At 46.9% G+C, this 24851-nt stretch carries 18 protein-coding genes; 15 read left to right on the top strand and 3 right to left on the bottom strand.

The genetic code is table 11. The annotated features are described in order from the left end of the window. A partial coding sequence (locus tag OXH39_15205) for a leucine-rich repeat domain-containing protein (GenBank protein ID MCY3551808.1) occupies positions 1-1444 on the bottom strand: 1444 nt, incomplete at its 3' end. A gap of 1082 nt (positions 1445-2526) precedes the next feature. On the opposite strand from OXH39_15205, the gene OXH39_15200 reads away from it, so the two are divergent. Next, positions 2527-3345, top strand: a complete 819-nt coding sequence (locus OXH39_15200; GenBank protein ID MCY3551807.1) for a formylglycine-generating enzyme family protein — start codon at positions 2527-2529, stop codon at positions 3343-3345. 82 nt (positions 3346-3427) lie between these two features. On the opposite strand, the gene OXH39_15195 is transcribed toward OXH39_15200, so the two are convergent. Then, positions 3428-4252, bottom strand: a complete 825-nt coding sequence (locus tag OXH39_15195; protein ID MCY3551806.1) for a hypothetical protein — start codon at positions 4250-4252, stop codon at positions 3428-3430. Between the two features lie 268 nt (positions 4253-4520). Between OXH39_15195 and OXH39_15190 the strand changes: the two genes are divergently transcribed. From OXH39_15190 to OXH39_15145, 10 genes are all read left to right on the top strand, one after another. Next, positions 4521-5240, top strand: a complete 720-nt coding sequence (locus OXH39_15190) for a DUF1573 domain-containing protein (GenBank protein ID MCY3551805.1) — start codon at positions 4521-4523, stop codon at positions 5238-5240. Positions 5241-5379: 139 nt separating this feature from the next. Beyond that, positions 5380-6504, top strand: coding sequence for a hypothetical protein (locus tag OXH39_15185; GenBank protein MCY3551804.1), 1125 nt, complete (start codon positions 5380-5382; stop codon positions 6502-6504). A gap of 62 nt (positions 6505-6566) precedes the next feature. Continuing rightward, a complete protein-coding gene (gene secA, locus OXH39_15180; protein ID MCY3551803.1) occupies positions 6567-9359 on the top strand; it encodes a preprotein translocase subunit SecA in 2793 nt (930 codons plus the stop codon). Positions 9360-9416: 57 nt separating this feature from the next. Next, positions 9417-9620: a Trm112 family protein gene (locus OXH39_15175; protein ID MCY3551802.1), complete on the top strand. Its 204-nt coding sequence runs from the start codon at positions 9417-9419 to the stop codon at positions 9618-9620. Next, a complete protein-coding gene (locus OXH39_15170; protein ID MCY3551801.1) occupies positions 9620-10858 on the top strand; it encodes a TIGR03087 family PEP-CTERM/XrtA system glycosyltransferase in 1239 nt (412 codons plus the stop codon). Before OXH39_15175 ends, OXH39_15170 begins: the two co-directional genes overlap by 1 nt. 112 nt (positions 10859-10970) lie before the next feature. Continuing rightward, positions 10971-13001, top strand: a complete 2031-nt coding sequence (locus OXH39_15165) for a nucleoside-diphosphate sugar epimerase/dehydratase (protein ID MCY3551800.1) — start codon at positions 10971-10973, stop codon at positions 12999-13001. A gap of 22 nt (positions 13002-13023) precedes the next feature. Then, entirely contained in the window at positions 13024-13692 is a 669-nt protein-coding gene (locus OXH39_15160) for a sugar transferase (GenBank protein ID MCY3551799.1), read from the top strand. A gap of 144 nt (positions 13693-13836) precedes the next feature. Beyond that, positions 13837-14706: a signal peptide peptidase SppA gene (gene sppA / locus OXH39_15155; protein MCY3551798.1), complete on the top strand. Its 870-nt coding sequence runs from the start codon at positions 13837-13839 to the stop codon at positions 14704-14706. A 131-nt stretch (positions 14707-14837) separates the two neighbouring features. Continuing rightward, a complete protein-coding gene (locus OXH39_15150) occupies positions 14838-15878 on the top strand; it encodes a Clp1/GlmU family protein (GenBank protein MCY3551797.1) in 1041 nt (346 codons plus the stop codon). Between the two features lie 42 nt (positions 15879-15920). Continuing rightward, positions 15921-17804 (top strand): ABC transporter ATP-binding protein, encoded by a 1884-nt coding sequence (locus OXH39_15145; GenBank protein MCY3551796.1) that lies wholly within the window; start codon positions 15921-15923, stop codon positions 17802-17804. Between the two features lie 379 nt (positions 17805-18183). Here the strand turns inward: OXH39_15145 and OXH39_15140 are convergent, their stop codons facing one another. Further along, on the bottom strand, positions 18184-18759 hold the full coding sequence (locus OXH39_15140) for a pentapeptide repeat-containing protein (protein ID MCY3551795.1): 576 nt from the start codon (positions 18757-18759) through the stop codon (positions 18184-18186). A gap of 220 nt (positions 18760-18979) precedes the next feature. Here OXH39_15140 and OXH39_15135 point away from each other — a divergent pair, with 220 nt between their 5' ends. The 4 genes from OXH39_15135 (at position 18980) to OXH39_15120 (ending at position 24828) form a co-directional block, all read left to right on the top strand. Next, entirely contained in the window at positions 18980-20614 is a 1635-nt protein-coding gene (locus tag OXH39_15135) for a sigma-70 family RNA polymerase sigma factor (protein MCY3551794.1), read from the top strand. A gap of 30 nt (positions 20615-20644) precedes the next feature. Next, complete coding sequence (larC, locus tag OXH39_15130) at positions 20645-21928, top strand: nickel pincer cofactor biosynthesis protein LarC (GenBank protein ID MCY3551793.1); 1284 nt, start codon at positions 20645-20647, stop codon at positions 21926-21928. A gap of 363 nt (positions 21929-22291) precedes the next feature. After that, positions 22292-23554, top strand: a complete 1263-nt coding sequence (locus tag OXH39_15125) for an ABC transporter permease (protein ID MCY3551792.1) — start codon at positions 22292-22294, stop codon at positions 23552-23554. 5 nt (positions 23555-23559) lie between these two features. Beyond that, positions 23560-24828, top strand: coding sequence for an ABC transporter permease (locus OXH39_15120; protein ID MCY3551791.1), 1269 nt, complete (start codon positions 23560-23562; stop codon positions 24826-24828). The last annotated feature ends 23 nt before the right edge of the window (positions 24829-24851 follow it).

Here is a 24851-nt window from a genome sequence, read left to right as displayed (position 1 = left end):
GATTATAGGGGACTGCGACCTGTAGTTTCCATCCCTCCAAGTTCTCAAGTGCTTCATCTGGATGGACATAGATGGCAACATAGTTAGGTTTGTAGATAGAGACACGGTTGTGTAAATCCATTTCCAAGTTGACTTCATAGAGAAGTGCTCGCTGTGTGCGTCCACCAAATCTGTCGGATCTCACCCACCCAACAGGGCATTGCTGTATAATAACCTTCCTTACTGGGACTGGGAGGGTTGAAAACGCAATCCATGGGAAAATTCTATCTACAACCGGATCTATCCGCCCGCTGTCGGTCTCTGCCGCCCCCGCACGCACGATGAGTCTCACGGTTCCGGCGGCATTGGCGGGCAGTAGAATCGTTGCGGTATAGGTCTGTTCGGGTTCTGTTGTGGGTGTCAACGCTTCTAAAGTGGCAATGCCAGTGCCGGTATGAAGTTCTGTCTCTATGATGACATCCTCCATTTCAAAACCATAGACGGGTTCAGAGAATCTGATGGTGAAGGGAAACGTCTCGGGGGGCGGATATCCCGAGTAATCTTCGGAGGTAACCGCCCGATCGGGATCGATCGCGGAGGGTCGTATCCACAGGTAACTCCGCAGTGTATCATCGTTGTTGAGGACAGCAAGAGATATCGAGGGACCAGGGGCGAGACGGAAGTCATCGAGATTGGTTAGGGTTGACAACTTTTTGAACTCATTAATATCCGTAATTCGATTACGCTGGACCCACAAATTTGTTAAATTAGTTAAGCCCACTAACGCATCGAGCTTACTAATCTTATTCTTCTCGAGAAACAAGCGTATTAAGGAGGTTAGCTTTGACAACGCTGAGATATCACTGATCTCATTGTTCTGGAGATCCAACCATGTTAGGGAGGTTAGCTTTGACAACACTGAGATATCACTGATCTCATTATTATGGAGCTCCAACCGTGTTAGGGAGGTTAGTCCTGACAGTGCTGAGATATCACTGATCTCATTATTTTCGAGACCCAACCGTGTTAGGGAGGTTAGCTTTGACAACGCTGAGATATCACTGATCTCATTATTTTCGAGCTCCAACCGTGTTAGGGAGGTTAGTCCTGACAGTGCTGAGATATTACTGAGCTTATTGTTATCGAGATACAACGTCTCTGCAGAGGTTGCATATTTCAATCCGGTAAGGTCTGTTATCTCTTCTCCATAAAGCGTCATCTGTATGTATCTCGAGTCCGCCAGATTCTCTTTTGTAAAGGTCGTAGCGGTTGAACCTACTATCCCGTATCCCTTAAGGTCGGTTAGCACTGCTGCCCGTAAGTTCGCATCCGGCATCCAGTCCGATTGCGCAATGCCAACGTCAACCCAAATGCCACCCATCACTATCAAGAGTGCGGAATATATACAAAAGATTTTACAATATTTCATGAGCATGGTCTGTTCCTTAAATATGAATCCTTTCATTTTTAGATCTCCTTGTCGTTTTAGCAATCGAATTGGTGTTTGGGTGTCTCGTGCGACACGAAAAATAGCCCGCGACGAGACACTCCGTGTGAGACGAAGGCAGCGCGGGCGCGAAGCATCGAGAACAATGATAACTGCGGATACGGTATTCTGAAGAATAATACTTTATATTTGTAAAGTGGGGGGGGGCAGCCTAACGGATTGTTAGTAGTCTCTACGGACGACGCGACGGGGCAACACGCACCTCTGTCTTGGGAGATACCTGTTCTGGTCGAGGCGGAAATCGCTTTGTCAATGTTGATATCAATGTGTCCGTTTGGCATGGTGGTCGGTTTTGTGAAGTTGTGCGTGGACCGTTGTGTCAGAAGTTTCACATTTGTTAATGTATATGGTATCACAAATTTCGGTATTAATCAAATTAAAAGTGCGATAAAGTCAATTATTATAAGGTTTTATACGAGTGTTGGATTAAGTCATATTTTTCATATAAAATAACAAAATAATAATGACTTTATCTAACACTTTGCGATTGAGGCGACTTTTTGCGAGACCTCTCAGATACATATTTCATAGCAGAGGCGGTGGAAGGTGAGACTGATGGTGCGAAAGACCTATGCACAACCTAACAGGGGACGCTACAAAGTGCTTTGGAGTTCCCGTAGGTGTTTTTGCTTGGGGATTACCTTTCAGTTGAACGGAGACCTCCTAAAAATCGCACACAGCACAGAATTTTCTTTTCTTTTCTTTTCCCAAAAAATATTGTATAATATTAGTTAGATATAGCCTTATATTTAATAATTGAGATAATAAGGGAAATTAACAAAATTATAACCTAAGTTGCGGGTTGTAAGTCTAACAGGACTTACGCAATTGTAGCCGTAGCACGTCCTGTGAGATGGGAACTTTCCCAAAAACACAGATTCTTCTGACACAAACTGGAAAGTTTGTGCTACAAATGAGCAGACTGCGTAAGTCCTATCTAAGCGAGACCCAACATCTCACTTTTATCAAACTCACGTTTATACAAAAATATGCTTTTATTTATCAAACCCACGTTTTACATACTGACTCAAAAAGGAATCGTGTGCCTCCTAATCTTTACCATTTTGTGGGTCTGTGGCACACAACACATTCCGTCTGCCGATGATATCCCCGATGGTATGGTGCTAATACCTGCGGGCGAGTTTGAAATGGGGAGCCACACCGGGAAAAACAATGAACGTCCAGTGCATACCGTCTATGTCGATGCTTTCTATATGGATGTTTACGAGGTCACAAATGCTCAATACAAGGCGTTCGTCGAGGCAAATCCCGAATGGCAGAAAGGAAATATTGCAGAAAGGTTCCACGACGGTGTATACCTCCGACTTTGGAATGGTAACGCCTATCCCGATGGCAAGGCTGATCATCCAGTCGTTTATGTGAGTTGGTATGCAGCGGTGGCTTATGCACAATGGACAGGGAAACGGTTACCAACAGAAGCGGAATGGGAGAAAGCAGCGCGCGGTGGACTTATCGGGAAAGCGTATCCGTGGGGTGATACTTATGATGCAACTCGCGCAAACCACGCACGGCATTTCAACGCCCCGATCGCTGTCGGACAGTACCCACCCAATGGCTACGGTTTATACGATATGGCTGGGAATGTCTCCGAGTGGTGCCTTGATGAATATGATCCTGATTTCTATGCAACATCCGCACGTAAAAACCCATTTTCAAATGGCACGCGCGAAGAAGTTATCAAGAGTTTCAAAGCCATCAAAAAGAAGAATCGCGTTTTAAGGGGTGGCTGCTGGACCGATAACGGGTTATTCCTACGAGTTGCTTATCGAGACTGGGGACCGCAGCACTACACGAGCGTCTTCCGCGGGTTTCGGTGTGTGAAGGATACCTCCCCTTAAGCGGAAAGGTTCACTATGTTGAAGGGTGGGTCGATCCCGATGGGACCAACGCCCCTATTAGCGATTTCCGATGAATTTTAGGTTAATCGCTGAAATTCTGCGCAATTAGTGTCAAATCCAAAATATTAACGACACCGTCGACGTTCACATCCGCATCTGCATTCACCTCTCCAAAGAGAGACGCGACAAAGACGAGATCTAATATGTTAACAACGCCATCACCCGTTACATCGTAAATGGACGTATCCGTGATTAGATTGGAACTTACTAAATTAAAGACAATCTCCTGATCGGTCTCAACCCTAACAATTCCAATATTCGGTGCCATCCATTGGTAAGAGGTAGAACGGCTTACCGACAACGTGGAGACGGTTCTTGAATCAAGTTTAATTTTAAGGCAGTTCTCAAATGTCCCCGCGGGTGTTACCACATCTTCTACAGCAACAACTTCGTAGACACTGAGGACTGAAACCGGTCCTGTGAGTATAACCTCCGATTCCAACATAAACTCCCACGAATCGCCCAGTGCTAATGATGCTGGAAGAAACAAAACAGGGGGCGATAATACGGCTGTTGCTGTACCGAACACTGAACCGAGTTCTGCAACAACTTTATGCAATTTTACGCCGTCGTCGTCAAGATGCACAAAGTATACTTCACCGGTGGTTTCGTCTGTCCCTGACGTTTCCGCTTTTCTTTTTAGAAGTATGATCTCTTTATCTTCAAAACGTTCTTCAGCAGCTTCAACCGTGTAAGTAATCCTTTCAGTTCCATCCTCGGTCTCCAACACCGACCGATTTCCTACGTCAATCGGATAATACTTCGGGGTTTCTACTGTTGAAACAGCGGAGGTATAGAAGAATAAAAGCATCAACGGCAGCACAAAGGCAGATCTCTTTTCAATCACTAAATATCTCCTTTATCAGTTTACACAAGTGGCGGTTTGAAGGACTGTAACCACATTGGCATCTTAATGGTACTTCGTCTTTTCCGACTCAACCCGTCATACATCTTTGTCCCAAACCCTCATTAGAATAGCACACAGAACCTGCAAAGTCAAGCGAAAAAACAAGTTTGCATTTTTAAATTGAGTGATGTTATTATACAAAACGTAAGTCGGAAGCTCCGAGAACTTCAGTTAAAATGACAGTGGAATTCAACCTTTTATCCAAACCATGTCCAGACGCACAATCATCACAACGATCATCATTCCCATACTGTTGATTTCCGGACTTATTGTTGTTCTCGTTAACAATCGGGATGAATCTCCGGCGGAGTTAGTCCTTGCAAAGCAACAGATTCACTTCGGAACGCTCCCAGAATGGAAAGGTCCTGTAACACAATCGCTGACAGCACGAAATATCGGTGAAACCACACTCCACATCCATAGGATTCAAACGGGGTGCAGTTACGCTGAAATCACAGGGCCGGATGTTATCCAACCGGATGAAGGAAGCACATTCCAAATAGTCCTCAACCCAGAACTCCTGCCCCCTGATAAAACCTCGGTAACCGCTGGTATTTTCACAGACAGCCCTAAAACCCCGATTGTCTATTTGACAATTATCGCCACTGCGAAACGATTCGCGATGCTCGACCCTGATGTTTGTGAGTTTGGGGATATCCTCCCCGAAACGATGCATCAAAAGACCATCAATCTCATTGTGAATGCTCCCCTCGACACATCGGACATCCGCCTTCTGCCATCGGGGCATGAAGCACTGACATGGGAGATAACACCTAATTTAGGGACAGATACCTCTCTCGTTACAGTCCAACTCGGTCCTCTGAAAGACAGAGGTGTCTTTTCATTGCTACTTACTGTCCACTTCCCAAACCAACGAACACTAACCTTCCCCGTCACCGCCAAAGTAGTCTCCGCTGACCATCAATGATAGAAGGGAACTCCAATTCCTGACTCTTGCTGACTGCTGATGGTTGATGACTAACAACCAAATAAACACTTGACAGAATACCGCAAATTGTAGTATCATTAATACACAAGAACAAGCAGAAAAGCAGAAGAAACCCTTCATGGAAAAGCGTTACTTTGACTTCAGGGATATTTTCCAAGTTATCGGTTACGGATTCAGCGGACGGAAGATCGCTGTTCATCTTATTGGACTCGTACTCGCTTATCTGATTTATGAAATTTTGGTGTATCTCAGCCTTTTCACTGTAGGTGGCACTGCCGCACAGGATTTTTGGAACAAATACGGACTTTTACCCGTCCCTCCGTTCAGGGACGCGGGACTCGAGCAGATAACTGAAGTCGCTATGTGGATAGGAGTCGTCAGTCTTGCATGCATCTTCTTCTTGGCAAGCACCGTGGTTTCCAAAATTACCATTGAACAACTTCGTGGGGATTTCTTCTTTTCGGTCGGCGATGCCGTAACTTTTCTCAAAGGGCATTGGAAATCCGTTTTGGGTGCGTTCATCGGTCTACTTCTCATCCAGATATTTCTCGCGTTGATACCTCTCTGTATTGCGGGAATCGGAAAGCTGCCAGCAGTCGGAAAACCGTTCCTTGCACTCACCTCGCTGCTTATGCCGATCGGTTTTTTCCTCGGAGTGCTGATGGCGTTAATAGTAATCGTTTTCGGTGTTAGTTTACTCTTTGTGCCAGCTGTCGTTGCCACAACAGGTGCCGATGCCTTTGAAACAATTTATCAGCAATTCGCAATCGTTTGGAACAAACCTTGGCTGTTAGTGTGTTATGAAGCGATGTTGTTTCTTATCAAACTCATTTTCGTTCCTATCTGGGCACTCTTTTGCCTTGCTGGCTTTTCGATCGTGATGCTCCCGATGCACTTCCTCCACACTGAAACGCTGCAGCAATTCATGGGCTATGCGAACTTATGGCTCGGTGGGGCTGTGGAAAAATTAGCAACACTGCCCTATATCAATAATTTTGGTGTCTTTGATATTGGAACGAACACACAAATGCCGACGTTAACAGGAATAGCGACAGTTACAACACCAGTGACCGCAACTCTTCTGACGATTACGCTGCTCATGAGTGCCGGACTGATTATTGCGTACCTGTTTTCAATCGCCTCCGCTGGCAACACGATAGTTTATACGATTGTGAGAAAGAAACTCGATGGACAGAATTTGTTAGTACCACCTGACGCAGAACCCATAGAAACAGCGAACTGATAAAATTTCGCACCTTTACTGGCACAGCGTGCCACAGTAGGAGCCTCAATAGGATAGCAATTATGTTCCAAAAAGTGATAACCAAAGTCTTCGGTAGTAAAGAAGACCGAGATGTCAAAAAATTTCGCGACATCGTTGAAGCCGTCAACCAACGCGAACCAGAAATCAAAAAGTTCACCGATGCACAACTGCAATCCAAAACACCTGAATTTCGTCGACAGTTAGATGCTGGCACTTCACTCGATGATCTCTTACCAGAGGCCTTCGCTGTCGTTCGTGAAGCGGCGGTACGAACGCTAAAGCAACGGCACTATGATGTCCAAATCATGGGAGGTGTTGCGCTCCATCAAGGAAGCATTGCTGAGATGCGCACCGGTGAAGGCAAAACGCTCACCTCAACCCTCGCCGTTTATCTGAATGCACTGACCGGAAAGGGTGTACATCTCGCCACCGTCAATGACTATCTCGCACGCCGTGATGCGGAATGGATGGGAAAGATTTATAACTTTCTCGGACTCTCGGTTGGTTTAACACTTAGCTTAATGCCCCGCGAACAGAAAAGGCTTGGATACAAGGCAGACATCACTTATGGCGTTCACAGCGAATTTGGGTTCGATTACCTCTGGGACAACAAAGCACTCTCAGTTGAAGATAAAACCCAACGAGGACATGTCTATGCCATCCTTGACGAAGTTGACAGCATCCTCATTGATGAATCGCGTACACCGCTCATCATCTCAGAACCTTCCGGTAAACCGCCAGAACTTTACAGGCAAATTAACAGCGTCGTTGCACAACTTCGGGAAGGCGAACATTTTCAAATCGACCAACAGGGAAAATCGAGAGGCAGTGTAACGCTGACCGACGAAGGCGTTGAGGAGGTCGAGCGTCGTCTTGGCGTAGGTAACCTCTATGAACACACCAACATCGCTATGGTGCATCACGTCAATCAGGCTCTCACTGCGCACCAACTCTATAAACGTGATGTCGATTATCTTGTCGAAAACGGTGAAGTGCTTCTCGTTGACGAATTCACAGGACGAAAACAGATCGGTAGACGGCTCAGTGAAGGGCTCCATCAAGCAATTGAGGCGAAGGAACGCGTTAAGGTCGTGGAGGAAAGTGAAACTGGTGCCAAGATTACCTACCAAAACTACTTCCGCTTATACGATAAACTCGCGGGTATGACGGGTACTGCTGCTACCGAAGCGAACGAATTCGCGCATATCTACGGATTAGAGGTCTCTGTTATCCCAACTAACGAACCTATGATCCGGGCTGATCATGCTGACCAGATTTATAGGACTGAGGACGCAAAATATAACGCTGTCTTAGAGGATATTGTCGAACAGCACGAAAAGGGTCGTCCGGTACTCGTCGGTACCATTTCGATTGAAAACTCTGAGAAACTGAGTAAAATGCTCAGAACCAAACATCGAAAAATCCGACATCAGATTTTGAATGCCAAGGAGCACGCCCGCGAAGCCGATATCATCGCACAAGCAGGTTCCCCCGGTGCTGTAACAATCGCAACAAATATGGCAGGTAGGGGTGTGGACATTCTTCTCGGCGGTAATCCGGAAGGTATGGCAATGGAAACGCTGCGGAAGCAGAAAGCGAAGACAGAAGCACTGTCCCCGGAGTCTGAGGAATTTCAGGCAGCACTTGCGGAAGCGGAAGCGATTTGCGAAGAAAACAAAAAGAGTGTATTAGCCGCTGGTGGACTTCATATCGTCGGCACGGAACGTCATGAGTCCCGACGTATCGACAATCAGCTTCGCGGTCGTTCCGGTAGACAAGGAGATCCGGGTTCATCCCGATTCTATCTCTCTCTTGAAGATGAATTGATGCGGAAATTCGGATCTGAACGCTTGCAAGGATTGATGACACGCGTTGGGATGGATGAAGATGTTCCCTTAGAACATCCGTGGGTTACGAAATCTATTGAGAAAGCACAGACTCGCGTTGAACAGATGTTTTTTGAAGTCCGCAAAAACCTCCTCAAGTTTGACGATGTTATGGATACACAGCGTGACACTATCTATACCTTACGCGATACCGTCTTGACTTCCGCTACAGATGTAGCAGAATTATCGGAATACGAAAGCACAGTAGAGGAGGGTGGGCTTGCAGCACTCGCTGACAAGGATGCCAAGGTTCCTGCATCCCTTAAAACTACGATTTGGGGGATGATTGATAGAGTCGTTAGAGATGGAATCGAGGATAACATGGGAGAAAAAGTAGGAGATCCGCTTGAGACCCCCGACAGATTCGAGCAGTGGTTGACGAGCACATTCCCCATCGAGCCAACTTGGAAAGCACCCTTGGCACAGGCAGACCCAGAAGAAATTCAGGAACAGACTTTGGAAATGCTGCGTGCCGCTTATGCGGCGCGTGAAGCCGAAATGGGTCCGGAGATGATGCGCGTCCTTGAACGCTTGCTCCTTTTGGACAGGATTGATGATCATTGGAAGGAACATCTCCATAACATCGACTATATTGAGGAAGGTATTCGATTTGGTGCAGGATACGGGGGTAAAGATCCGATTGTCGTTTTCAAAAACGAGGCACTCGCTGTTTTTGAGAGTATGTATCAACAAATTGAGGAACAGGTCAGTGAGTTTATCTTCAAATCTCGTGTTAATACTGAAGCACCACGCCGCGCCCCCAGTCAGCGAGCTGGAAGACAGCGTAGACCACAGCAGAGGAGTCCTCAAGGTAGGCGTGCAGCCGCAGCTCCTGGTGATGCTGAATTTGCTTCACAACAGGCAATGGGAAACATGCCTAAGGTTGGCAGAAATGCTCCGTGCCCTTGCGGAAGTGGTAAGAAATACAAGAGATGCCATGGTGCTTAATAATACTGCACTATGGAGCCTTCAGAGGCATTCAATTGGTACGTAAGGAGAATCGCTTTGAATTCGGAAAACGCATATACGCTCTCAAAAACGTTACTTGATATCCTCGCATGTCCGGCATGTAAAGGCGAGATAAGACATGATGAAGTAGCACAGAAACTGGTGTGTGTCGGTGCGTGTAAGCGTCGCTACCCAATCCGCGAAGGCATTCCAGTCATGCTTATTGATGAAGCAGAGATGCCCGACGAAGAATTACGTTAATGAAGATTTTATTTTTAAGCCTCCGGTGTCCGTATCCACCGCATCGAGGCGATCGGATCCGGTCATACAACTTTATCAAGCAGCTTTCGGAAGAACATGCCGTAACCGTCGTTTATTTTGCTGAATCTGAGAGCGATATTGAATCAGCGAAGCATTTAGAACCTTTTTGTGAACGTGTAGAGTGGGTGCGTTTCCACCGTTCTTTCGCCCTTATGAATACAGGGTTCCACTGCTTATCGCGTCGTCCGCTTCAGCTGCATTATTGGTACGCGCCACAGATGCAACGGAAGATTGACGAACTCCTCGAACAAGAGGATTTCGAGTTGATTCACGCACACCTATTTCGGATGGGACAATACGTGGCAGCGGTACAGGGACCTGTCAAAGTCTTAGACTTGTGTGATTCGTTGGCATTGAATCTCAGCCGACGGGCGGAACTTGAAAGCAATCCTTGGCTCGCGAAAATTAAATTAGATTGCACTCCAAAACGTTTTTTGGTAAAATTGGAGGAAAATCGGGTGCGGCGTTACGAAGTCGATATTATGAAGGCTTTTGACTGTGGCACCGTTGTTGCCCGCTTCGATCGTGACTATCTCTTGAAACAAGATAACAATCTCAATTTGTCGATAGTCCCGATGGGGGTTGATCTTGACTATTTTCAACCAAAGTCTACAGTTCAATCCGCGCCGTCGCTGCTCTTTACGGGGACAATGAACTATTTTCCTAACGCAGATGCCGCGATCTATTTCTGCAATGAGATATTCCCGCGCATTCGAGAACAGCATCCGCAGGCGGAGTTTTACATAGTAGGCAATCATCCATCGGATCCGGTAAAGCGGCTTGAGGCACAGGATGGTGTCGTTGTTACAGGCTATGTACCGGATGTCCGTCCCTATTTTGAAAAAGCGTCAGTCTTTGTTGCGCCTTTACGGGCTGGGTCGGGCATACAAACCAAAAATTTAGAGGCGATGGCAATGGGCGTGCCTGTCGTTACAACTCCTGTGGGTGCAATGGGGTTGGAGGCAGACATTGGCAAGGAATTGCTCGTCGCTGACACACCCACCGACTTTGCTGAAAACGTGGTTCATTTGCTCAATGACGAGCATTTGCGGGAAAGACTTGCGCGAACTGCCAGAACGCGCGTCGAAACCAATTACAGTTGGGAGGCTATTGGTGATCGCTTAAAGCATGTTTACACGCAAGCAGTTCATGTACCGAAATTGAAAGAAGACTCGTAATTATAACTGAAAAGGTACTTATCTCTAAGCGGTATCCGGTTTTCGACACTTTTGATAAGAGAAAAAACTGAGCGAAAATCCCAATAGTCAAAAAATTTCTTGAGGAGGGAATATGGATAAACCGAAAATAAAGTGGAGTTTTACAGTTATTATTGATGTACTTCTCGTCAATATCGCGTTTCTATTCGCTTATCTGACCAGCCGACAATTCGGTCTTGACCTATTAGAACAATCCACCTGGCTCTCCGCTCTATTGCAAAGTGCGGACACATCCCCATTCCAGCCTCAGCATCTTGTCGGCATTGGTGCCGCCGCTGTCGTCACGATAGTCCGCGTCGGTCTGCTGCTGGCTTTCAACCTGTACAAGCCGATATGGAAGTATGCCTCTGTAAAGGAATTTCGCACATTAGCCACCGCAATGATCGTAGCGACTGTAGGGCTTATTGGGCTTTCGATGCTCCTGAAAATCGCTTGGGTCCTATTCTTAATTGATGGATTTTATAACTTCGCACTTATCGGATTTACCAAGTTCTCTGCCCAAATCCTTCAGGGAGATGGACGCTCTGTAAGTCAGAACTCCCAAAGGCACATAGATTTAGCAAAAACGAGCTCTCAATCGCGATTGACGACGCGAAAGCCCCCAACAAAAGTACTCATTGTGGGTGCGGGTGAAACAGGCATCGGTGTGGTGCGCTCACTGAGAAATCATCCTGAGAAAGGGTATGTTCCAATAGGTTTTATTGATGATGCGCCACATAAAGTTGGTAGAAGTGTTGCGGGGCTTGAAGTACTCGGTACGACCCGTGACCTAACCTATATTGCTCGAAAGCGTGAGATTGATGAGGTTGTCATCGCTATCCCGTCAGCACCGGGTGGTAAGATCCGCGATATTATTCGGCAGTGCGAATATCGGGGCTGTCAATTTAAAATCGTTCCCAATATTCACGCGATCCTTGAAGGGAGAGCCAGTGTCAATCAGATCCGGGAGGTTCGATTTGAAGATCTATTGAATCGCTCTACTTCACAAATGAACATCGCTGAAGTCTCAAAATATCTCTCCGGTAAACGCGTGATGGTAACGGGTGCAGGGGGTTCAATCGGTTCTGAGCTCTGTCGTCAAGTGGCGAAATTAAACCCGGAACTGCTTATCCTTTTCGGACGGGGTGAAAACAGCATTTACCACACGGACATAGAACTCCGCGAATCTGAACCGGAGCTTAATCGTGCTTTAGTTATCGGTGACATTCGAGATAACGCCAAAGTTTCACAAATTACGCGTAAATACCGTCCTCATATTATTTTCCACGCCGCTGCGCACAAGCACGTCAAGTTCATGGAAAATCATCCGGACGAAGCCGTCAAGAACAACATCCTCGGCACCCAAAACCTGATTGATGCTGCTATCAAACACAAAGTGGAGGCGTTTATCCTCGTTTCATCCGATAAAGCGGTGAATCCGACGAGTGTCTATGGTGCTTCCAAACGTGTGACGGAGAAATTGATTCAATGTAAAGCGAGACAGAACGGAACAAAGTTTATCTCTGTGCGCTTCGGAAACGTTATTGGAAGTCGCGCAAGCGTGATTCCCAATTTCAAACGTCAGATCGCCAAAGGGGGACCCGTCACTGTTACACACCGCGAAGCAACCCGCTATTTTATGACGATTCCAGAAGCTGTGCAACTCCTTATCCAAGCGGGTGCTATGGGCAATGGTGGCGAAATTCTGATGTTAGATATGGGGGACCCGATTAAGATTCTTGACCTCGCCCAAGACCTCATTCGGCTCTCTGGACTTGAGGTAGACAGAGACATCAAGATCGCATTCACAGGTTTAGAACCTGGTGAAAAATTGTATGAAGAACTCTTGACACCACAAGAAGGTGTTACAGCAACAAAGCACCAACGTATCTTCGTTGCACAAATGGAAGAGATAGAGGAACGCCAACTTCTCTCTCAGATTGAAGAACTCTCACAACTCGCGGATGCGTTAGATTCCGAAGGCATTGTATCCAAATTCCAAGAATTGGTCCCAACATATCAGCCAAACCGCACGTTCTTGACAGAGGAAAGCGGCGTAGATAGTACGTCTGAGATTATTCAGTTCCCCACGGAAACGAAGATAGCCAGTGCGAATCGCCGTTAGTTCTATCAGGTAAGGTAATTGCATGGTCTATACCAAGCGTTTAACCGTAGGCACTCAAGATATTATAAAGCCCAAACGCACCTTGGCAAAACGGACGTTTGATATCTTGTTCGCGACTATTGGATTCTTGCTGCTATCCCCCCTTTTTTTAGTTGGCATGCTGCTTGCCAAGCTGCAGTCAAAGGGACCTGTGTTCTACAAAGCAAAACGGGTTGGCAGAGGTGAAGTCATCTTTGAAATGTATAAGTTCAGAAGTATGGTAGTGAACGCGGATACGCTTGGCGGCGGTTTGACAACCTATAGAGACGCACGAATTACAACCATCGGTAGGTTCTTGAGATGGACAAAACTGGATGAACTCCCCAACTTAATCAACGTTATCAAAGGAGAGATGAGTCTCATCGGACCGCGCCCGGAGACCCCTGACTACGTTAAACACTACACGGAGACTCAGAAACAGGTACTGCAGGTGAAGCCAGGGATGACGGGTCCCTCACAACTTGCGAATCGCGATGAAGAGGAAAAATTAAAAGGACAAGCCGATGTGGAACATTACTACATAACGGAATTAATGCCGAAAAAACTCGCCTTGGATCTTCGCTATGTTGCCACACAGAGTATCACCACTGATATAGGCTGGTTGCTAAAGACTTTTTGGGTCGTCATTTTTACATCGCGCCGTTCTGAATAACCTTTTGTCTTAATAGTTATCAGCAGTCAGCAGTCAGCAATCAGTAAAAGAGGTTTCTCATTGAATCAAACGCTTCTTTGCTGATAGCCGATGACTACTGCTCAATGTTGCCAAAAGTGCACCGGAGTGAAATCCCATTAAAAAATGAAAAAGAAACGTGTTTACATTATCTTAGGAAGCATCATTGCGCTGTTCTTCTTACTGCTGATTCTACGTTCAATAGGCGGCGGTAGCACATCAATCGGACAGAAGGTCGCAGTGATAGACATTAGAGGTATAATCTCTCGCTCAGATGCAACGATTAAACTACTTCACACCTACCGCGATGATCAGAGTATCAAAGCAATTGTCGTCAGAATCGACTCTCCGGGTGGTAGTGTTGCCCCGGTCCAAGAAATTTACAGTGAATTGAAGAAGATAGAGAAACCGATAGTCGCTTCAATGGGAGGGAGTGCAGCATCCGGCGGTTACTATATTGCGTGTGCCGCTGACACAATTGTCGCAAATCCTGGCACGTTGACGGGTAGCATCGGTGTTATCATGCAGTTTACACAGCTGAAGGGTTTGTACGATAAAGTCGGCTTGGGACATAAGGTTATCAAGAGTGGTGATTTTAAGGATACAGGTTCGCCCTTCCGAGAGTTGACAGAGCAGGAACAGGCAGTGCTCCAATCTACTGTGGATGATGTTTATAATCAATTCGTGGATACAATCTTTGAGGAACGAGGGGATCTCTTAACACGGGACGAAGTTGTTGAACTCGCAGACGGACGAATTTTTTCTGGAAAACAGGCGTTAGATTCAAAACTGCTGGACCAACTCGGTAACCTCCCTGACGCGATTGAAATCGCTGCGAAGATGGCAGATATTGAGGGCAAACCCAAGGTGGTCCGTAGAGAAAAAAAGACATCACTGTTTGAACAACTCGTCGGAATTAAACAGATGCCGCCCTTGGATGAAATGTTCACCCTCCCCGGTGTCACCTTTCGTTACCAAATGCACCTTGGCAATTAGACAGAACTTACGCAGCGTCCTTTGCTGGCGAGGTTTTAAACCTCGCCAGCGGCGTGCGGGCAGATTCTCCAAACCGTCAATGGAAAATCTGTAGGGGGTTGGGTTACCCAACCCCTACTACGAGGCAAAAGATGGACGGCACGTATCAAGTTAACCAACACTGGCAAAAACTTGCGAGTCGCATTGTTAAGCCTCAACAGGTTGTACTTGTGATCGGGTCAACTGATGTCGGAAAATCGACCTTTTGCCGTTTTTTGGCTGATTTTGCGCTTGCTCGAGGGTTGAAAACCGCTTTGGTGGATGCAGATGTCGGACAATCCCGAATCGGTCCGCCCACGACAATCGGTATGAAATCCTTTGTCCCGGAAAACTCCACTGTCCAATTTAATGGCACGGCTGACGAGCTATACTTTGTCGGGGATTTGTCGCCGCGAGGACACTATCTTGAGGTTTTAACAGGAACATACTTGATGGTAGATAGTGCCCGTGAAGCGGATGCTGAGTTTATTATTATTGACACGACGGGTTATATTCATGATAGATCTGCTGTTATTCTCAAACAGCACAAAATTGAACTCATTAGACCGAACCATACGATATGCATTGGCCGTTCCGGTGAATTGGATCAGATAACGGCTTGCTACAGTCAACAGGATTGGCTCAATATCCACCACTTGCGTCCAGACGGGAATGTGCGATCCAAAGGTAGTAATGCGCGTAGTCGATATCGAAAAGCCCAATTTGATGCTTACTTTTCTGAGAGCACCGTCCAACAACTCCCCTTTGAACAGATTCGCGGTGGACGCACTCCCTTCTTCATCGGACGAATCGCAAATGAGAAGGAGTTAGAAATCCTCTCCGGACTCTCAGAAACGGAAGTTTACCACGCTGAATGGGGACACCGCACTTTGTGCCTCATTGCGTCAAACCCTCTTTCCAAGGCGGTTATTATCCATATTAAAAACTATTTAAGTTTAACGCGCGTTACGGTGGAAGTCCGCGCTTACTTTGAACGCCGCCTGATTGGATTAATTGGTCCTGGATCCGGTAACACCTATGCCATCGGGATTATCGAAGATATCGATTTCCAAAAGCGAGAATTCAGGATTCGTAGCAAGACTGATGCCGTGAAACAGGCGTGTGCCATCCAATTTGGCACTTACAAAATATAAGCTAAGGGGGTGTTGAAGCTGCAAGCAAAAAACCAGACTTTTATGCGATTTGTGCGGTATCACACACCGTACACGGGTTCTATTTTCCTTGCAATGGTTTTCGCCTTGGTAGGTGCTGTATGCGACTTCGGCATTCTTCAACTTATTTTGCATGATGCGGTTAACGCGCTCAAAGTCGTCAGTGGTAATTCGTTTGATGAACCTGTATCTGTCCGGTACTTTCAGCGCGAAGGGAGCGACGGCATGTTCGCTTTCGATGGTTTTGCGGTTGTATTAGCAGATGCTGGCGACGCGCTTAGATACTTTCTATGGCTACTTGGTGGAATGCTTGCTCTCGTTTTCATCAAAGGTTTTTTTGTTTACGGCAACGATTATGTGATGGCGCGTGTCGGGCATAAACTCGCTTTTCGGCTACGGGATGCCCTCTACCAGCGAATTGTTTCTGCCCCGTTAGGTGTTTTACGCGAAGAACGCACCGGCGACCTCATGACACGTATCACGGAAGATGTTCGAGTGTGGCAGACGCTTGTTGCTGCGATGGCAGGGATTATACGTGCTGTTGTTCTTGTTGTCTTTTTTGTCTCTGCGATGCTAATCACCAGTTTCAAACTTACTCTTTTTGTTTTATTGTTTCTCCCGCTGCTCGCTTATTTGATTACGTCTATTGGCAGGCGAATTCGTGGTGCCAGTACAGAGATTCAGCAACAGAGTGCAGACATCTATTCGCAACTCAAAGAGACTTTTTCCGGCATCAAGATTATCAAAAGTTTTACATCTGAACGGAAGGAAGCGGAACGTTTCCGAACCCTTAACTGGAACCAATACCGCTCAGCGATTCGGCGGGCACGTTTCGCGGCATTTCTGCCTCCTATGATTGAATGGTTGGGTGCCATCGGGATCGCGACGGTTTTTGGGTTATGCTGCTGGCGAGTGATTAGTGGACAGCTTTCTATAGGGTGGTTTATGAGTTATATTGGGATGGTAAGCTACATGTTCAAGCCGATTAAGACGATTGGTAATGTTAATAGTGCTTTACAACAATGCCTCGCCTCTGCGGAACGAATTTTTTATCTTCTTGATTTCGGACCGGAAACGCGCGAGCCGAAAGGTAGACGCAATCTTGATACGGAAAAAGTGGAGGAAGATATCGAACTGCAAGATGTTCGCGGTGCCGTTACATTCCAGAACATTTCCTTCACCTACACGCAGCCTTCAGTGGCAAACATGGAGAATGGACAGACAATACCAGAGTCTGTTATTAAAAACGTAACTTTTGAGGCAAAGCCGGGGGAAGTTGTCGCGCTTGTCGGACCCAGCGGCAGTGGAAAGACGACGCTTCTCAACCTATTACTCCGTTTCTATGAAGTCAGTTCTGGAAAGATTTTGATTGATGGTGTTCCTATTTTGGAAGTAAATTTGGAGTCGTTGCGGCAAAACATAGCACTTGTCCCACAGGATACATTCCTCTTTGATGGGACGATTTTGGAAAACATTAGTTACGGATGCCCTGATGCTACTGAGGAGGAGATTATTACGGCAGCAAAAAGGGCAAATGCGCACGCGTTTATTACGAAGACCCCTGACGGATATGCTACGCCAATAGGGGAAGCGGGCATGAAACTTTCTGGAGGCGAGCAGCAACGCTTGTCCATTGCGCGGGCACTCCTAAAAGACGCGCCAATTCTCGTGTTGGATGAAGCGACATCTTCATTGGATACACAGTCTGAAGCACTCATTCAAGAGTCATTGGTAAACTTGATGGAAGGGAGAACCAGTTTTATCATAGCGCATCGACTCTCAACCGTCGCCCGTGCTGACAAGATTCTCGTTATCAAGGATGGAGAGATTCTGGAAACGGGAACACACGAAACACTCTTAGCAAAAGGGGGGTTGTATCAACAACTGTGCGCAATGCAGTTCAATTAACCTCACGTTTCCTGTCATTGCGGATGTAGTCTGCGACGACGTTGGCTAACGCGTTATCAATGCCTTAGGCGGAAATTGAGGTATAATTTGCTTTTCCTCTGCCTTCCACACCGACTTTCCTATCCAGCAGGCACCTGTCTATAGAAGTTTGCGCTAAATCGTTTAAACCTTAGAAAATTAATCGAAAACCGTGAAAAAAATGCAATTTAGGTAAACCTCTTGAGGTATGTTAACGTCACATATAATAGAAAAACGCGGTAAGTCGTATTCAACTTTTTGCAGGCTCGACCTCCAAATAGCAGCGACATTCGGAAAATCGAGACTATACGGAAATAAAATCGATAGTCGGCACTGTGAGGAAAATAGAAGGATCAAAGGCTTAATTCCGTCCTTTTTTGGTGATAGCACCTTCAAGATCGGCTTCGCGATAGACGGCTTCGGAAAGGTCAACCTCGTATAGATATGCCCCTTTGAAATTGGCGCCGAGCAAGACGATGCCTCTCAGTTTGATTTCACCGAAAATCGCCTCTTCGAGGTTCGCGTTCTCAAAACTGGTGAGCGAACCGAAAGGTCCGGGCACTTCGCAATGTGGACAGCCAAGCGTTGCCCGCCGCAAATCGGCACGCCGAAAGTTTGTTCCGCAGAGTAGACTCCCGCTGAGAAACGCGCCCTGTAGATTCGCTTCTTCAAGATTTGTATCCGTTAAATTAGAGCCGACAAGATAGGTCCGATGTAGAATAGCACCAGATAGATTCGCACCGGTGAGATTCGCATCGTTTAGATTTGCCTCCGTTAAATCCGAGTTCCGTAGGTCGGCACCGCTGAGATCTGCTTCCGACAAATCAATACCGGCGAAGGATTGATTCGCTAAATTTAGGTTTGCGAGATTTTCGCCAGAAAAAGATTCACCGGCTTGATGCTTTTTAACTATCTCATTTTGTGTAAGTTGAGCCATTAACTGCCTCCAATCGTCATACGGTGTTTTAGGGTCGCTTGCAAGCCAAGCCAATAGTATTATTAAGAAAATATCGAGTATATTATATCTAATAGCATACCATATACAGAATAAAAAGTTAAACCTTTTTTGATAATTATGCTGTGTAAATTATGCTGTGTAAATTAACCATAAAAAACACCTCGTTCGGGAGATCGAGGTTGCAGTGAGAGGTGCGGAAATGAAAAACTATTACCCAATGCACGCAATGGAATCTGAATTTTTGGCAGAGGATGAAGAGCGGGAGGAAAATCCAACTGAATCACCAAGAGATGAGACGTTCGCGTACCTACAAAAGATAGCGAAGACACCTTTGTTAGAACCAGAGCAAGAGACTGCCCTATTTGAAAAATACCAAGAAGGTCTCCGGACATTTACCAACCTGTTAAATCAATTCCCGGATTGGATGTTAGTATCACTTGAAATTCCTGAGAACAAGACTTCAAACAGCAGCGAGAAATTAGAACCGGCACAATCAGAACACGGGTTAATTATAAACCAGGTCCGCTCAGAAGTCCAAGCACTTGGCGTTTTATTAGAGAAATTAGAGGAAAAGGCAAATTTGTTGGAGCAGACACGGTGGCGAATTTTTGAAAGTAACCTACATCTTCTTGAAAAATACGTTGACACCCCTTCATCGTCCGAATTGATGCAGGTAGGCAGCCTCGGTCTCCTGAAAGCTATTGATGATAACGACACGAAACGCGGCACGGAATTCCGGACGCACGCCCGCAAAACGATTCGCAGCAGCATCAGCACTTTTAGGAAAAAGACAGCGAAATCGCAGCAGCGACAAGAGGAAATACCTGTTGTAGAAACGCTTCCGGTGCCTGATTTCTCTCGTATCACGGCAACGTCTTTTGACGAGGCGCAGGAATTCGAGGTTTTTCAGGAGTTTGATGTCATTCGTCATGAGATTCAAATGCTCTTAGAGGAGGTCCCCGCTGCCATGTTGCCGGAGCGGACTGCTACTCGCAATCCACACACACTCCGGTTCGTCCTTGAGGATGTTCGAAGCGAATTTGCACATATCAAGTGGTTGGCAGAGCAACTGGAAACAGCGGACCAAGTCACACACGGAACGAAACTAAAAATTGTGGAAGCGAATCTTCGCCTCGTTGCCAGTATTGCCAAGCAACACCACTTCAGCAAAACATCGTTAACATTCCTTGACTTGATGCAGGAAGGTAGCCTCGGATTGATGCGCGCCGTGGATAAGTTTGATCACACCCTGCGATTCCGATTTAGCACTTATGCGACATGGTGGATTATGCAGTCGATCAAGCGCGCCCTTGATCAGCAAGGACAGATGATTCGCGTGCCATGCTATATCGGCGAAGCCCGCCGCGCGATTAAGCAGGCACAATCAGATTTGACAGCGCAACTCGGACGCGAACCGACCACAACTGAAATTGCAAAAGCGGTTGAACTGACAGAGAAAAAGGTTTCCGAAATTTTTAATGCCACAAGGGATCCTGTACCGCTCGATGCACCGATTAATGAAGACTCGCCGGACGGCTCATTTTCTGAACTGATTCCGGATCAATCTCAAATTACACCAGAAAATTACCTGTTGGATTACGCCAAAGTCGAGGCTATTACAGAGGTTCTCAACCGCACGCTCAACCCTCGTGAGACACAGGTGATCATCCTGCGATACGGCTTAATGGATGGCACCGAGTACACCTTGGCGGACATCGGAAACAAACTCAGGATTAGTCGGGAGCGCGTACGGCAGATCGAAACTGAAGCCATTGTCAAACTCAAACGGCATGATTCAAAGGAGTTGCTGCAAGAGTTGCTTCAGGATTTTTAAGCAGCGTGCTCGCGAATGGAGTAAACTACGTTGAAGATCGCGTATTTCGACTGTTTTTCAGGCATCAGTGGTGATATGACACTTGGTGCTCTTGTTGATGCGGGTGTGCCCCCGGAAATAGTCACAGATGGACTGGTACCGCTCAAATTGGATGCTGAGTTCAGTCTACACTTTGAGAAAGCCACGAAACACGGTATTACGGGGACCCGAGCCATCGTAGGGGTGCATCCGGCACACACTTCACACGCGGATTCACATCATTCACACGATCATGGACATGCGCATCATCATGAGCATGGACCGAGTCGCCACCTCTCTGACATTTTCAAATTGTTAGACGACAGCGATTTGGATGCGGAGGTTCGGGATACCGCGAAATGTGTCTTTGATCGGCTTGCTGAGGCGGAAGCGAAGGTTCACAATACGACCAAAACGAAGGTTCACCTCCACGAGGTGAGCGGGATCGATTCAATTGTGGACATCGTCGGTTCCGTCATCGGTTTGGCACATCTGGACGTTGATGCTGTTTACGCCTCACCACTCTCTCTCGGCAGAGGTTTTGTCCGATGTGCACACGGACTTATGCCCGTTCCTGTCCCTGGGACGATGGAACTCTTAAAAGGCGTGCCGATTCACCAAACCGACCTCCCCAAAGAATTGGTAACACCGACTGGTGCGGCACTTATTACGACCCTCTCTCAGGAATTCGGGGTCATGCCACAAATGCGGCTGGACCGCGTTGGATATGGTGCCGGTACCCGCGACCTTGAACAGCGTCCGAATCTCTTGCGACTCTGTCTCGGTGAAAAAACGTCAACCAGCGACTCACAAGCGACACACCATCACGCCGAAACTGATAGTGTGGACATCATTGAGACCAATGTAGACGACATGTCGCCAGAAATTACGGGTTACGTCACCTCCCAGCTCTTTGAACACGGTGCGCTTGATGTTTTTCTCACACCGACCTTCATGAAAAAGGGCAGACCCGCGACGCAGATCACTGTACTCTGTCCGACGACACATCGCGACGAACTTATTGAACTCCTTCTCACCGAAACTACGACCTTTGGTGTTAGACTCTCTTCCGCTAATCGGGTCAAACTGCGTCGCGATTTTACCCAAGTTGAGACGCAGTGGGGAACAATCCAAGCGAAACGTGGATATCTCAATGATGCTCTTATCAAGACCGTTCCCGAATATGAGGACTGCAAACGGCTTGCGGAACAGAACAGTATTCCACTCCGGCAGGTCTATGCGGAGGCACTTAGTAATCTTCGCTCTGCCGACACTGTAGATCGCCTTGAAATTTAAACTTGTCCTTCCATCTGTCTCCTTCCGTTCTATATACCCCTCAGAAATCCTCAGATATTGAAATCATTTGAGTATTCATTTTTTTAAGCCTTTTTGTTAAAATTCCGCCTCTTTAAAACGTGGGTTCAACTTCAAAATTAGTGAATTTTCAGGTAAAAACGAGGTTTAAACATCTGTCCGCTTTTAAATCAGTGCTTGAGTTAACTTGTTGAAAGTGCATCCAAATATCCGTATAAGTGATTATCGGTTCTTGGTCTTCGGTTTTCGGTTAAAAGGGTTTGTGGCGGGCAAAACGTTTGCAACTGCTACACGTCGTCCCACCGACAACTGACAACTGACAGCCGAAAACGGAAAGCCATAACAATGAAATTTCGTGACGCTATCCACGCAGGTATTGTGCATCTTGCTGAAAATAAGCTCCGTGCCGGTTTATCCATTCTCGGTATCTTTATTGGGATTGCCAGTGTGCTGTGCATGATGGCAATCGGTGATGGCGCGAAGAAGATCATCTCTGATAGGATTGAAACGCTCGGTGGGGTTGACCAAGTGCAACTCCGAAACAACTATGGTGTTTTTCGTAGGGGACGCTGGCACCGCATAACGGAGCGTCTCAAATTTGAAGATGCGCTCGCGATTGAAGCTGAGGTGCCTAATATCCGATACGTCTTGCCGAAAAATGAAAGTTACCGTATTCTCATTACCAACCGAGACGGCAGACAAGCGCGACCTATTCTGGAAGGTGTAACAGCAGACTATGCACACGGAATGCACTGGAGCGTTCAAGAAGGCAGATTTATCTCTGAAAGCGATGTAACACAAGCCCTGCAAGTCTGTGTACTGGGGAACAATGTTGCCACTGAATTGTTTGGAGAGACATCTCCGATTGGAAAAGAGGTAAATATTAAATATCGTTATTGGTACGCATCTACCAGGGCGCGTGTTATAGGTGTGATGGCAGTAAAGGGCATAGGGGTTGGCTCTACATGGACCCTTGATGATGTTGTCTGTGTACCATTGACGACACACCAACAGCGGATTTCAGGCTATGACTATATAGAACGTATTACGATTTTCACCGAGAAGGATGTAGATAAGTCCGCAATTATTGCTTCGGCACGCGCTGTGATTCGCAGAAAACACCAGAACAGAGATGATTTTGTCCGTCATTGGGTACCCACGGGAGGCGTGAAACGACTTGAGCATATCCAAAGAGTGATAAAAATTGCTTTGGGGAGCATTGCGGGTTTCTCGTTGTTTGTGAGTGGTATAGGTATTATGAACATCTGTCTTGTTTCTGTCGGTGAGAAGACGCGGGAGATAGGCTTGCGGAAATCGGTAGGAGCGAAACAGATTCACGTTTTCTGGCAGTTCTTGACGGAATCGATCTGTCTCTGTTTATGTGGTGGCGTGCTCGGCATTGCAGGAGGTTGGGTGGCAGGGCACGGCATGGCGCGACTCGCTGTTCGCATCGTGCCGATTGTACCGGAATGGCCCGTTGTCCTCTCTTTACAGTGGATAGTTACTTCTGTTATCTTCTCACTGTTCATGGGAATCAGTTTCGGTGTCTACCCGGCGATGCGGGCGGCGTGGCTTTCACCGATTGACGCACTCCGCAGTGAAAATTAAATGAGATGAAACTACGCGACGCTATCCGCGCAGGTATTGCGCACCTTGCTCAAAATAAACTCCGCGCCAGTTTATCCATTCTCGGTATCTTTATCGGGATTGCCAGCGTGCTGTGCATGATGGCAATCGGCGACGGTGCGAAACTTATCATCGCTCGAGATATTGAAACACTCGGCGGCGCAAACCAAGTCCAGTTGTGGACCCGGACCTCTATTTGGAAACGCCGACGGTTGGTTCGGCGGACGACTGAACGGTATACCCTTGAGGACGCTCTTGCTATTGAGGCAGAATGCCCGAATGTTCTATATGTCCTGCCCAAACACGAAGGCTATTCAACTTTCGTTACGAGTCGTAACGGAAATCAAGCGAGACCGCTTCTGGAAGGTGTTACCGCAGACTACGCACGCGGCATGAAATGGGAGTTACAAGCGGGCAGATTCCTTTCGGAGGGCGATATCGAAAACGCAAAGCAGGTGTGTGTCCTCGGTGCCGATACCGCTGTTGAACTGTTTGGAGAGGAATCCGCAATTGGACAAGAGGTAAAGATTCGGTATCATTGGCGGGGCGCAACGGTGAGGTTACGGGTTGTAGGGATAATGAAAAAAAAGGGGCGTAGCCTCAGTTTCGGGTGGTATTCTTTAGATGATGCCTTATGTGTGCCGCTAACAACGTATCAGCAACGGATCACAGGCACCCGTTATCTTGAAGACATGGTCGTCTTTTTTGAAAAAGGTGCGGAGATTGAAAGCATCATTGATTCAGTCAAGCAGATTCTACGTAAAAGACACCGAGGGAAAGATGACTTTATCGGATATTGGATAGCAAAATGGACAGCAAGGCGACTTGAGCATATCGAAAAGGTGATAAAAATCACTTTGGGGAGCATTGCTGGCTTTTCACTCTTTGTGAGTGGCATCGGCATCATGAATATCTGCCTCGTCTCCGTCGGCGAGAAAACACGGGAAATAGGTTTACGGAAATCGATAGGAGCGAAACGGATTCACATCTTCTGGCAATTTTTGACAGAATCGATCTGTCTCTGTTTGTGCGGTGGTGTGCTTGGTATTGCGGGGGGTTGGGTCGCGGCACAGGGCATGACACGACTTGCCGTTCGTATTGTAAAGGTTGTGCCAGAGTGGCCCGTTGTGCTCTCTTTACCGTGGATAACGACTGCTGTTATCTTTTCAATTTTTATGGGTATTACTTTCGGTGTCTATCCGGCGATGCAAGCGGCGCGGCTTTCACCGATTGATGCAATCCGCACCGAAAATTAAGTAGCACTGGTTCGGAGATGATG

The organism is Candidatus Poribacteria bacterium, from assembly GCA_026702755.1.
In the GTDB taxonomy this organism is placed as follows: domain Bacteria; phylum Poribacteria; class WGA-4E; order WGA-4E; family WGA-3G; genus WGA-3G.
Note: the sequence above shows the minus strand (reverse complement) of the source record. Positions and strands in the feature narration are given on the sequence as shown.

Bases quoted from the DNA above. Each gene is read 5' to 3' on its own strand.
- OXH39_15160 (MCY3551799.1), top strand. From the start codon at position 13,024: ATGGTCTATACCAAGCGTTTAACCGTAGGCACTCAAGATATTATAAAG.
- OXH39_15190 (MCY3551805.1), top strand. From the start codon at position 4,521: ATGTCCAGACGCACAATCATCACAACGATCATCATTCCCATACTGTTG.
- OXH39_15185 (MCY3551804.1), top strand. From the start codon at position 5,380: ATGGAAAAGCGTTACTTTGACTTCAGGGATATTTTCCAAGTTATCGGT.
- OXH39_15170 (MCY3551801.1), top strand. From the start codon at position 9,620: ATGAAGATTTTATTTTTAAGCCTCCGGTGTCCGTATCCACCGCATCGA.
- OXH39_15145 (MCY3551796.1), top strand. From the start codon at position 15,921: ATGCGATTTGTGCGGTATCACACACCGTACACGGGTTCTATTTTCCTT.
- OXH39_15165 (MCY3551800.1), top strand. From the start codon at position 10,971: ATGGATAAACCGAAAATAAAGTGGAGTTTTACAGTTATTATTGATGTA.
- OXH39_15125 (MCY3551792.1), top strand. From the start codon at position 22,292: ATGAAATTTCGTGACGCTATCCACGCAGGTATTGTGCATCTTGCTGAA.
- OXH39_15135 (MCY3551794.1), top strand. From the start codon at position 18,980: ATGAAAAACTATTACCCAATGCACGCAATGGAATCTGAATTTTTGGCA.
- OXH39_15120 (MCY3551791.1), top strand. From the start codon at position 23,560: ATGAAACTACGCGACGCTATCCGCGCAGGTATTGCGCACCTTGCTCAA.
- OXH39_15150 (MCY3551797.1), top strand. From the start codon at position 14,838: ATGGACGGCACGTATCAAGTTAACCAACACTGGCAAAAACTTGCGAGT.
- sppA (MCY3551798.1), top strand. From the start codon at position 13,837: ATGAAAAAGAAACGTGTTTACATTATCTTAGGAAGCATCATTGCGCTG.
- secA (MCY3551803.1), top strand. From the start codon at position 6,567: ATGTTCCAAAAAGTGATAACCAAAGTCTTCGGTAGTAAAGAAGACCGA.
- OXH39_15140 (MCY3551795.1), bottom strand. From the start codon at position 18,759: ATGGCTCAACTTACACAAAATGAGATAGTTAAAAAGCATCAAGCCGGT.